At 69.5% G+C, this 10,873-nt stretch carries 8 protein-coding genes; 2 read left to right on the plus strand and 6 right to left on the minus strand.

Features of this window, described 5'->3' with window-relative positions:
• Position 1: 1 nt before the first annotated feature.
• Positions 2-1,285 (plus strand): flagellin lysine-N-methylase, encoded by a 1,284-nt coding sequence (gene fliB, locus FMQ63_RS16615; RefSeq protein WP_011556530.1) that lies wholly within the window; start codon positions 2-4, stop codon positions 1,283-1,285.
• 3 nt (positions 1,286-1,288) lie between these two features.
• Here fliB and FMQ63_RS16620 read toward each other — a convergent pair whose 3' ends face one another.
• Entirely contained in the window at positions 1,289-1,909 is a 621-nt protein-coding gene (locus FMQ63_RS16620; RefSeq protein ID WP_225888227.1) for a DsbA family protein, read from the minus strand.
• Between the two features lie 190 nt (positions 1,910-2,099).
• Here FMQ63_RS16620 and FMQ63_RS16625 point away from each other — a divergent pair, with 190 nt between their 5' ends.
• Complete coding sequence (locus tag FMQ63_RS16625; RefSeq protein WP_026113859.1) at positions 2,100-4,136, plus strand: S9 family peptidase; 2,037 nt, start codon at positions 2,100-2,102, stop codon at positions 4,134-4,136.
• Between the two features lie 67 nt (positions 4,137-4,203).
• Here the strand turns inward: FMQ63_RS16625 and FMQ63_RS16630 are convergent, their stop codons facing one another.
• The 5 genes from FMQ63_RS16630 to FMQ63_RS16650 form a co-directional block, all read right to left on the minus strand.
• Positions 4,204-4,482 carry a hypothetical protein gene (locus FMQ63_RS16630; RefSeq protein ID WP_225909569.1) on the minus strand — a complete coding sequence of 93 codons (279 nt, stop codon included), beginning with the start codon at positions 4,480-4,482 and terminating at the stop codon, positions 4,204-4,206.
• 86 nt (positions 4,483-4,568) lie between these two features.
• Entirely contained in the window at positions 4,569-5,243 is a 675-nt protein-coding gene (locus tag FMQ63_RS16635) for a DUF4142 domain-containing protein (protein ID WP_216608705.1), read from the minus strand.
• A 165-nt stretch (positions 5,244-5,408) separates the two neighbouring features.
• Positions 5,409-5,840, minus strand: a complete 432-nt coding sequence (locus FMQ63_RS16640) for a DUF1622 domain-containing protein (protein ID WP_043611839.1) — start codon at positions 5,838-5,840, stop codon at positions 5,409-5,411.
• Between the two features lie 173 nt (positions 5,841-6,013).
• The gene (locus FMQ63_RS16645; RefSeq protein ID WP_011556523.1) at positions 6,014-7,795 is read right to left on the minus strand and encodes a tetratricopeptide repeat protein; all 1,782 of its coding nucleotides are present in this window, start codon (positions 7,793-7,795) and stop codon (positions 6,014-6,016) included.
• Positions 7,792-10,873 (minus strand): DUF4175 family protein (locus FMQ63_RS16650; protein WP_228556437.1); only part of this gene is annotated, 3,082 nt, incomplete at its 5' end. The genes FMQ63_RS16645 and FMQ63_RS16650, both read right to left, overlap by 4 nt.

Genomic DNA, 10,873 nt, shown 5'->3' on the forward strand with positions numbered 1-10,873 from the left:
CATGACGGCCACCGCACCCCGGTACATGACGCGCTTCAGGTGCCTCGCGGATGCCTGCGAGGACACCTGCTGCGCGGGGCTCGTCGTCCTCGTCAGCGAGCCGCGCTTGCAGCGCCTGAAGCAAGCGGTGGCGGGCACGCCGGACGCGGAGCGGGTGGAGACCTTCATCCGGCTGGAGCCCGACGCCAGCCCCGGCGACGACGCCGTCATCGCGAAGCGCGAGGACGGGCACTGCGTGTTCCTGGATGCGCGGAAGACGTGCTCGCTGCACCGCGCCTATGGCGAGGCCGCGCTGCCGGATGCATGCGCCACCTTCCCGCGAGTCGCTACGCGCTGGGCGCACGGGCTGGAGGTGACCGGTTCGCTCGCGTGTCCGGAGGTGGCTCGCCTGTGTCTGCTGGCGGAGGACGCGGTGGACACCGTGCCCGTGTCCGAGGACCTCGCGCTGCGTCCGGAGACTGCGCGGTCCCTGGGCGGCGGCGATTCCGAGGACGCGTGGACGCAGCACGCGGCGGCCGTGCGTTCCACCGCGTTGTCGGTGCTCCAGCGCCGCGAACTGCCGTTCGCCGCGAGGCTCTTCGCGCTGGGGCAGTTGGGCCTCAGGTTGGACGGCTTCTACTGCCGGGGCACGGAGGTGTTCCACGGCGACGCGCGCGAGGGCGCGGAGGCCCTGCTGACGGAAGTGCTGCGTGCCTTCACCCTGCCCGAGACGCTGACGGCGCTGCACGGTGGCTTCGCGGCGCTGTCGCTGCCGGGAGGCCCGTGGGTGGGCATCTGCGCCGCGGTGCTGAAGTCTCGCCTGGGCGCGGTCCGGAGCGAGCGGTTCCTCACGCTGGCGGAGCTGGTGCTGGAGTCCTACGGCGGCGTGGACCTGCTGCCCGACGATGCATGGCGCCGCTACTCGGAGCGCCGCGAGCGGCTGTCACCCGGGTTGGCGCAGCGGGTGGAGCAGTACCTGCGCCACCACGCCGTGAATCACTGGCTGCGCCACCCGTTCACGGACGCGCCGCGCGTGCTGGACTACGTGTTCCGCATGGCGCTGCGCGAGGCCGTCCTCTGTTGGACGCTCTTCGGCCACCCCACGGTGGTGGCGCTCTGCGCGGAGGTCGCGGCGGATACGGCCGAGTCACGCGCCCGGCTCGACGCCGCCGCGGTGGAGTGCTTCCAGCTCATCGCGAAGCACGTCGAGCAGGCGCCCCAGCTCCACGCCCTGGCCCAGGGGCTGGCGGGGAGCGGGGGCGACGAGACGCTCGGCCGGATGCTCGTGCTGCTCAAGGGGCTCTGACGCTCACGGTTGCGCGCGAGGCGTCGCGCCGAGCCGCCGCATGGCCTCCTGGAACACCGAGTACTCCTGCGCGCCCTGGAGCCCGAAGCGCTCCCCGAGCACGAAGGTGGGCACCGCGTTGACGCCGATGGTCCGCGCCTCCTGGATGGAGTCCTCCACGGCCTTCGTGTAGCGGCCCTCCTCGACGACGCGCTGCACTGCGTCCGGGTCCAGGCCCGCCTCCTGGGCGGCGCCGCGGAGCGTGTCCCACTGCCAGAGGTCCTGGCCCTCGCTCCAGTAGCGGCGCAGGAGGGCGGCGTGGAACGGCTCCAGCCGGCCCTGCTCCCGGGCGTACTCGGTGGCCTCGTGGGCCCGGCGGGTGGACGGAGTGAGTTCCCGCATCACCAGGGTGAGCCCGGCTGCCTGGGCGCGGAGCTTCAGCGGGTTGTTCGGGTCCTTCATCTTCTCGCGCACGTAATCCGGCAGGGGGAGTCCCTCGGGGGGCGTCTCCGGGCGCAGGTAGAAGGGACGCCAGTCCACCTGGACGTCGTACTCCTTCTTCAGCTTCTGGACCTCGGCGTAGCCCACGTAACACCAGGGGCAGACGTAATCGGACCAGACGCGGACGGTGATGGGCTCGCTCATGGGCCCGTGTCTAACCGCGTCGAAGCGCCGCGTCATGGTGGACTGCGCCGGGGATGCGCGGAGGTGGTACCCCGGGTACGCGGAGGTGGACAGCGCGGGCCGTAGCAGGCAGCGTCCACCCCCGACAACCGTGCCCGTGACGCACCCCTCGGGTGGGGTGACGGCGGGGCGACTGAACCAGGAGACTCCCTTGCCGCTGTCGCTTCTCGCGGCCCTGGCCCTGAGCGCCACTCCGGCGCCGGCCCGGCCCCAGCCGTTCACCCACCACGACATGATTTCGCTGCGCCGGCTGAGCAGCCCGCGCGTCTCGCCGGACGGCAAGCAGGTCGCCTACGTCCTGCGCACCACGGACATGGAGGCCAACCGCGGCCGCACGGACCTGTGGCTCGTCGGCGTCGACGGAAACGCCGCGCCGCGCCAGCTCACCTCGCATCCGGACGCGGACTCCGAGCCCACCTGGGCGCCGGACGGCAAGAGCCTCTTCTTCCTGTCCTCGCGCGGCGGCTCCTCGCAGGTGTGGCGGCTGCCCGTGGACGGCGGCGAGGCCGTGCAGGTGACGAAGCTGCCCCTGGACGTGGGCGCCTTCCGCGTGTCGCCGGACGGCACGCGGCTGGCCGTGGCGCTGGAGGTCTTCCCGGATTGCCCCACGCTGGAGTGCACCCCGCAGCGCGAGGAGGAACGCTCCAAGCGCAAGGCCACCGGCCGCACCTACGACAAGCTCTTCGCGCGACACTGGGACACGTGGAAGGACGGACGTCGCTCGCACGTCTTCGTCGTCCCCGTGGCCGGCGGCGCGCCCGTGGACGTGATGAAGGGCATGGACGCGGACAGCCCCTCCAAGCCCTTTGGCGGCGCGGAGGAGTTCACCTTCACGCCGGACAACAAGAGCATCGTCTTCGCCGCGCGGGACGTGGGTCGCTCCGAGGCCTGGTCCACGGATTTGGACCTCTTCGTCGCGCCGATTGATGGCAAGGCGAAGCCGCGCAAGCTGACGGAGAAGAACCGCGCCACCGACACCAGCCCGGTGTTCAGCCCGGACGGTAAGACGCTGGCCTACCTGGCCATGTCGCGCCCTGGCTTCGAGGCGGACCGCTACCGCGTCATCCTCCGCACCTGGCCCGGAGGTCAGGAGCGCGTGCTCACCCAGGACTGGGACCGCTCCGTCGGCAGCCTCGCGTGGAGCGCGGACGGCAAGACGCTCTTCGCGAGCGCCGGGCACGTGGGCCAGCAGCCCATCTTCGCGCTGGACGTGGCCACGGGGAAGCCCACCCAGTTGACGAAGGACGGCGCCGCGGACGCGCCGCAGCCGGCCGCTGGGGGCCGCATCGTCTACGTGTATGACGACCTGGATTCGCCCGCGGACCTGCACGTGATGAACGTGGATGGCTCGGAGTCGCGCCAGCTTACCCACGTGAACCAGGACGCGTTGGCTCGCATCCGCTTCGGTGACTTCGAGCAGTTCTCATTCCCCGGTTGGAACAACGAGACGGTTCACGCCTACGTCGTGAAGCCGGTGAACTTCGACCCGAAGAAGAAGTACCCGCTGGCGTTCCTCATCCACGGTGGGCCGCAGGGCTCGTTCGGCAATCACTTCCATTACCGGTGGAACCCGCAGGTGTACGCGGGGCGTGGCTACGTGGCCGTGATGGTCGACTTCCACGGCTCCACCGGCTACGGGCAGGCGTTCACCGACTCCATCTCAGATGACTGGGGTGGCAAGCCGTTCGAGGACCTGCAGAAGGGCGTGGCTGCGGCGCTCAAGCGCTACAGCTTCATCAACCCGGACAAGATGTGCGCGCTGGGGGCGAGCTACGGCGGGTACATGATCAACTGGATTGCCGGTAACTGGCCGGACGGCTTCAAGTGCCTGGTGAACCACGACGGCATCCTCGACGAGCGCATGGGCTACTTCGACACCGAGGAGCTGTGGTTCCCGGAGTGGGAGCACAAGGGCACGCCGTGGGAGAACCCGGAGGGCTACAGCAAGCACAACCCGATTGAGCACGTCGCGAAGTGGAAGACGCCGATGATGGTTATCCACGGCGGGCAGGACTTCCGCGTGGTGGAGACGCAGGGCCTGGGCACCTTCACGGCGCTGCAGCGGAAGGGGATTCCCTCCAAGCTGCTCTACTTCCCGGAAGAGAACCACTGGGTGCTGCGCCCGGCCAACAGCGTGCAGTGGCACGACGAAGTCCTGGGCTGGCTGGACCAGTGGACGCGCAAGTAGCCGCCGCGTGATGTCGTAGGACTCGGGGCTCGCATCGTGAGATGCGGGCCCCGCTGTCGTTCAGGGCTCAGGGAACGCCGAAGCAGGCGCCGATGCAGGCGGTGCGAATCTGTGAGCAGGTCTTGCTGCCGACACAGTCCCCGCACGCGGCGAGCTGGTCCCTGCGGCGGTCCTGGTCCTGCCGCTCCATCCAGGCTTTGAGGTCGTCCTCGCACGACTGGACGTTGAGTGTGTCCGTGAAGCACTCCTTCCGTTTCTCGCAGATGGTGTCCGTGTCGCTGAAGCAGCCGGTCAGCAGCGCGCTCACGGTGATGACGAAGGTCAGGGTCAGCGTCCGAGGCATCATGCGGACCATCATGCCTCGTGCGCGTGCCTGTCTTCATCCTCGGGATTCAGGTGTGTACGGGGTGAGAAAGGGCGCCGCGCTTCGGGTCAGGGCTTCGGCGGGGGCGCGTGCGCCGGGCCGGAGCCGCCCACGCCCGTTTCGCCTCCCAGCTTGCCCAGCATGTTCCAGGCCTGGTGCCGGTGGGCGGGCACCTGCTTGCTGAGGTCCTCGAGCAGGGCGGCGAGCTCGGGCGTGGCCTTGGGCATGGCCTTCTGGGCGGTGAGGACCATGCCCAGGACGGCGTCATGCCCCGTGACCTGTGAGGCCAGATAGGCGGAGTCGAAGGGCGCGCCGCGGATGACCTGGAGCTGCTCCATCGTGGCCTTGTCCTTGGCCATGGAGGCTTCTTCCGCGTCGTTCATCGGCTTGGGTGATTCGGCCAGCTTCAGGCCCTTGCTGCGCGCGTAGGACGTGAGCTTCTGGTCCAGCGCGGTGTGCGCCTTCATCATGATGGTGCCGAAGGCCTTCACGTCTGGATTCTGGGAGCGTTGCTGAGCGAGCTGGCCCGACTTGATTTCGTGTTGGTTCGCCAGGTGCAGCCGGTCGAGCAGCGCCTTCTCGTCCGTGGGGGCGGTGTAGCCGCGGTACGTGGCCATGCCCTTTTGAACGGAGACCGTGTCCTGTTGGGAGGGCGGGCTGTCGGGCATGCCGGACTGTGCGAATGACGCGCCCTGGGTGAACAGCGAGGCGGCGAGGACGAGCCCCGGGAGGGGATGCTTCATGGGGTGCTGCTCCTTGTGCGTGAGGAAAGGCGGGCGCGCACGTTGGAGCGGCGTCGGAGCGGGATGCACGGTGCGAGAAGACGCGTCCGTGCGCCACTTCACGCAGAGGGAGGAGAGGGTGTGGCGGATGACGGTGGCGCTGCCCACGTGGCCGACCCACTGCGTTCAGTGCTTCACCGGACGTGGTGCGTCGGGAGCGGGCGGCACAGGGTGCTGCGGGGTGGACGACGTTGGCGGAGGATGAACAGGACCGGCGATGTCCTTGCGGTGTTGCCAGGGCCAGCGTCCCTCCAGCTCCACGGTGAGGGTGAAGCTGAGGAAGGTCCGGATGAGGACGATGAGCCCGAGCACCAGCACGCCATCCAGCGTGGGGCGCTGGCTCACGGTGCGGATGATGTCGGCGGCGACGAGGAACTCCAGGCCCAGGAGGATGGCGCGGCCCAGGTTCAGCCGGAAGCGGCGGTAGGCCTCACCGGCGGGGAGCTGCTGCCGCGTGGCGAGCACCACGAGGGCGAGCACCGCTCCCAGCACCATGCTGCCCACGCCGGCCCACTCCATGAGTTGGGCGGCAAGCGAGATGAGGGAATGGACCTCCATCAAGCCTCCCGTGCGAGAAGCTAGGCATGGTGGAGACTTCAGTCATGGAGCGGCCTGCGTAAGGGGCGCATGCCCGCTCCCGTGAAGCTCCAGGGATGGAGGCGACGAGAAGGTTCACGAAGTCGCGAGGCCGTCGTCACGCCGTTGGTTGTCGAGGCGTAACGAAGCCCGTTTCAGTTCCCCGCGTCCGGCTTCTCGGGCTGCGCTTCCTTCGGTGCCTCCGCGTCCGGCGTGCCCGACACGTTCATCTCCGACAGCCCGCTCTCGTCACGCAGGAACTGCTGCGCCACGCGGTCCACCTCTTCGACCTTGAGTCCCGTGAGCAGCGCGCTCGCCTGCCGCGCGCGGTCCGCCAGCGCCGTCTCACCCATGGAGCCGTGGATGCGCGTCAGGGCCAGGTGGATTTCCGGGTCGAACGGGTCCGACGCCAGCGCCTCCAGGTAGGCCGTCTTCGCCTTCGGGTAGTCCTTCCGGTACAGCAGGATGCGGCCCAGGTGGACGTTCGTCGACGGTGAGCCCGGGTGCACACGCAGGCTGCCGCGCAGCACGCCCTCCGCCTCGTCCAGCCGCCGCAGCTCCAGCAGCGCCAGCGCGTACTTGTTGGACACGGATTCGTACTTGTCGCCCACCAGCTTGTGCGCCTTGGCGTACTCCTCCGCCGCGGCCTTAACGCGGTTGCGCTCGCGCAAGAGCTCGCCCAGGTGCGCGAACTTGCGCGCCGGCACCTCCGTCACCTCCTGGAAGTCGCCAAAGGAGATTTCACGCCCCTTCTTCTCGCTCTCGTCCTTCACCTTGCCCTTGGCGTTCTCCTTCAGGACCACGCGGTCCTCGCGCGGCAGGAGCTCGGTGGGGAAGGGCTGCTTCTTGATGTGCGCCAGCCAGGACTTCTCGAAGAGGGCGAAGGGCATCCCCATGGCCGTCTCCACCGCCTTGCGGTCCTTCTGCCCGGCCTTCAGCTCCTGGATGATGGCGCGCAGACCCGCCGTGCCCTTGACGCTGTGCACGTAGTCGATGGCGTAGAACACCTCCGCGAACGCGGTGGCCGCGTCCTCCGCCGTGGGCAGCAGCGCGATGGAGGGGTGCATCTTCTCGAATGGGATGAGCGTGTCCGCCTTCACCCGCTTGCCCAGCAGCGCCTGGGTGGACGGCGTCATCGCCAGGCCCGCCTTGCCGCGCCAGCGCGACTCCAGGAACTTGGCCAGTCCCTCATGCAACCAGATGGGCACCGTGTTGCGGCTCATCTGGCTGATGACCAGATGGATGTACTCGTGCGCCAGCGTGTCCTGCCAGTCGTAGCCGCGCGCCACCGCCTTGGGGCTGGTCACCATCAGCTTGTTGAACTTGCAGATGGCGATGGTGCCCGTGGTGCCAATCTGCTTCTCCGTCAGCGTGCTCACCCGCGCCAGCTCGCGCGCGTTGCTCACCACCTCCACGCGAATCTTGCCGCCCGGCGGCGTCCAGCCGAGGTCCTCCTTCATCGCCCGGTGGATGCCCTCCAGCGTCTCCAGCGCATAGGGCACCAGCACCGCTTCCTTCCCCTTGGGGTACTGGAAGATGAAGTGCTCGCTCTCCGCGCGCTCGTGGTCCTTGACGATGGCGCGCGTGTCCTTGGCCAGCCGCAGGTAGCTGCCCGGCTTGTCCTCGATGTTGGCGCCCTCCAGGAGCACCACCGCGTCGTCGTAGCGGCCTTCCTCGAAAGCCACCCGGCCCTGGAAGTACTTCAGCGGCTCCACGTCGGCGGGGAGGAGCTTCTCCACCTCGGACAGCTCGCGCCGGGCGCCAGGCACGTCCCAGTCGTCCAGCTCCGTCTCCACGCGGCCCAGCCGCTCCTTCACCTCGTCCTTGAGCGAGCTGGACTGGGCCCACGCCGCCTGAGGCACGCAGAGGAGCCCCACGGCCATCGCCGCGACGAGGGCCCCGAATCCGGAGGAATGCTTCAGCGCGTGGCGGCTCACTTCACCAGCTCCTCGTAGTAGCGCTTCACCTGCTCCCGGTACTTCTCCGGAGCCCCCTGCTTCATCGCGTCCAGCAGGTCCTTGCGGAACTCCTTCGGCGCCTGGAAGGCATCCTCGTCCGGCAGCTCCACCTTCTGCTTCGGGTCTCTCCCGTTGCCCTGCTGGCGGCGGCCCATGCCCATGGGCAGCGGGAGCCCGCCCTTGCCGCCGCGCTGGCCTTCCTGCATCTGTTGCTGGAACTGGCGCAGCCCTTCCAGCGCCGCCTGCTGCTCGCCGTAGCCACGGCCCGGGTCCTTGCCCTGCATCCGCCGGGCGGCCTCACCCATGCGCTGGCCGGCGCCCTCCATCTGCTGCGTGGCCTCCTCGCCGAAGATGGGCGCCATCTGCTGCATCTCATCCATCTGCTGACGCAGGCCCTGCGCGCGCTCCTCCAACTGCGACTGCTGTTCGCCCAGTTGCTGGAGCTGCTGCTTCTCCTGCTGCGACAGCTGCGAGCCCGGAGGCGGGAAGAGCGACTGGAGCTGCCGGTTCACCTCCGACACGTTGCGCGCGTCGCGGTTGAGGCGCTGCGCCAGCTCCGTGGACTGCTTCACCACCTCTTCCGGGTTGCCGAACATCTCATCCAGGTGGCGCTGCTGCTCGCCCATCATCGCCAGTTGCCGGGCCGCGTCCTCCGCCCGCGCCGCCGCCTCCGCCGCCAGGTCGTAGTCGTTCACCTTCAGCGCGTTCTCCACGTTCTGGAGCTCCGCCTGGGCCTCCTCCAGCGGACGCGCGGCGCGGCTGTTGAGCTGGCTGGGCTCCAGCGCCTTGTAGTCCTCTTGCGCCTGCTGCACCTTGCGCATCAGGCTGTCCTTGATGGCCTCGCCCTTCTCCGACAGCCGCTCGCGGTTTTGTGAGCGGGCCTGGTCGCGAAGCTGCTTCGTCTGGTCCGCGACGCGCTGCTGCTCCTGCACGGTGCCCTGCAGCTCCTCCATGAACTTGCCGAACTTCTCCGCCAGCTCGGGGTGCTGCTCGCCGCCGAACTCGTCGCTCGCCTGGTCCAGGTTCTCGAGCATCTCATCCATCTGCATGCCCAATTCCTGGAGCTTCGCCAGGGCTTCGTCCGCCTTGCCCTCGCGCATCAGCTTCTCCACGTCGTCGAGCGCGCTGCGCAGGTCCTGGTCCTTCATCATCTCGGACAGGGCCTCGGCGTTGAGGTGCTCGTCGCGGATGCCCTTGCGCATCTCCGCCATGCGCTGCATCAGCTCCTGGATGCGGGACTTGAGCTGCTGAATCTGCTCCATCACCGCCTGGCGCGCGGCCTCGTCCGGGTTGGACTTGTACTGCTCGATGAGGTTCGCCAGCTCGCGCCGCTCGTTGGATAGCTGCCTGGCCATCTCCTGGAGCGCCTCCAGCTTCTGCCGGTCCAGCAGTGACTCCAGGTAGAGGATGTCCTTCTCCAGCTCCGTAATCTCCTCGTTGACCACGGCGGTGAGGCGGTTGCCCGTGCCCCAGTCCTCGCCGCGGGCGCGCTGGGTGCGCAGGTAGAGCCGGCGCAGCTCCGCGGTGCCGCGGATGTGGCTGCCCAGGGACTCGGAGATGTTGCTCAGCGCGGAGACCAGCTCGGTGGGCACGTCGCGCTCGCGCGCCAGCTCCTGCGCCAGCGTCTTCATGTCGGCGACGAGGCTCTCCCCGCTGGTGTCCACCGTGGCCCCGGCGGTGATGGCCTGCGGGTCCTTCTGCTTCGCGCGCTCCGGGCCTTCCAGCCGGTCCGCGAGGTGGTCCACCATCCGGCCCCACAGCTGCTCCGCCTTCTCCAGCGCTGCGCGGCGGTGCTCGGCCGCGGAGTACACGCGCAGCACCTGCGTGCGGCTGACGCCCTTCTTGGGGCCCTCCACCGCGTCGTTGTCCTGCGCCTCCACGTAGTAGGTAATCCGGTCACCCGGGTCGAGCTTGAGGTTGTCCAGGCTCCACGAGTACGTGCCCCGGTGGCGCCGTCCGTCCTCGCGCGGCAGCGGCACGCGCGTCTCCTGCTGGGCGCCGGGCGCGCGGAACACGAGCGCCATGCCGGACAGCCCGTAGTCATCCGACGCCTCGTACTTGAGCGCCACCTGGTCGCCCGGGTCGATCTCCAGCTCCACCGTGGGCGTGAGCAGCGACACCTCGGGCGCCTTGTCCGCCTCCACGGTGAGGGCGATGTCCGGCCCCACCGCGAGCGCCTTGTCCCGCGCGCCGTAGAAGGCGAAGCGGTAGTGGCCGGACTGCTTCGTGACGAAGCTGCCCTCCAGGTCCCGGTTGCCCGTCACCGTCAGCGGCAGCGCCTGGCCGTTGACCACCAGCTCCGCGCGCTCCACCGGACGGTCCGAGCGCGTCTTCAGCAGGATTTCCGTCCCCGCCGGCGCGCTGATTTCACCGTTCGTTCCGGGCACCGTGCGCGGGGCCAGCCCCGTGTACGCGGGGTAGCGGTACGTCAGCTCGATGTCGCCGGTGATGGGCTCCACCTGCGCCTGGGCCTTGGGGCTCGCCGCCACTTCGCGGATGCGCGCCATGCCGGCGGACCAGCGGTCACCGAGCGCGACCATCAGCACCAGCAGGGCCAGCAGCGCGCCACCCGCGCCCAGGGCCACGTGACGCACCGGGCGGCTGTCCACCACGGTGCGGACATCCACCGTGCGCGCCCGCGCGTCCATCTCCCGCAGGAAGGCGCTCGCGAGCGCCGGAGAGCCGCTGCCCGGCGCGTCCGGCTCGCGCATCAGCTCCACCGCGGCCAGCACGTCCAGCGACAGTTCCGGGCGCTTTTCGCCCACCATGCGCGCGGTGAGGACGTCGTCTCCCACGCGGCGGCGCGCCAGCCACAGGCCGAAGACGCACGTCACGGCCACGCCCACCGGCAGCGCCGTCCACAGCAGGGACGCGCCCGCGCGCGGCGCCACCAGCGCCAGGAAGCCGCCGGCCACCAGCAGCAGCGCCACGGTGGCCACGCCCAGCATGACGCCCTGGAGCCACAGGTACCGGCGCTGGCGGCCCTGGACGGTGGCGAGCAACGCCTCCACGCCCGGGGCTTCCAGGGGAGGGCGGGCTTGTGACGCGGAAGGTGAC

Origin of the sequence: Myxococcus sp. CA005 (genome assembly GCF_006518205.1) — a bacterium.
Taxonomy (GTDB): Bacteria; Myxococcota; Myxococcia; order Myxococcales; family Myxococcaceae; genus Myxococcus; species Myxococcus xanthus.

Excerpts from the sequence above, each read along its gene's own strand:
- FMQ63_RS16640 (WP_043611839.1), bottom strand. The coding sequence starts at position 5,840 with ATGGAGGTCCATTCCCTCATCTCGCTTGCCGCCCAACTCATGGAGTGG.
- FMQ63_RS16630 (WP_225909569.1), bottom strand. The coding sequence starts at position 4,482 with ATGATGCCTCGGACGCTGACCCTGACCTTCGTCATCACCGTGAGCGCG.
- fliB (WP_011556530.1), top strand. The coding sequence starts at position 2 with ATGACGGCCACCGCACCCCGGTACATGACGCGCTTCAGGTGCCTCGCG.
- FMQ63_RS16620 (WP_225888227.1), bottom strand. The coding sequence starts at position 1,909 with ATGAGCGAGCCCATCACCGTCCGCGTCTGGTCCGATTACGTCTGCCCC.
- FMQ63_RS16635 (WP_216608705.1), bottom strand. The coding sequence starts at position 5,243 with ATGAAGCATCCCCTCCCGGGGCTCGTCCTCGCCGCCTCGCTGTTCACC.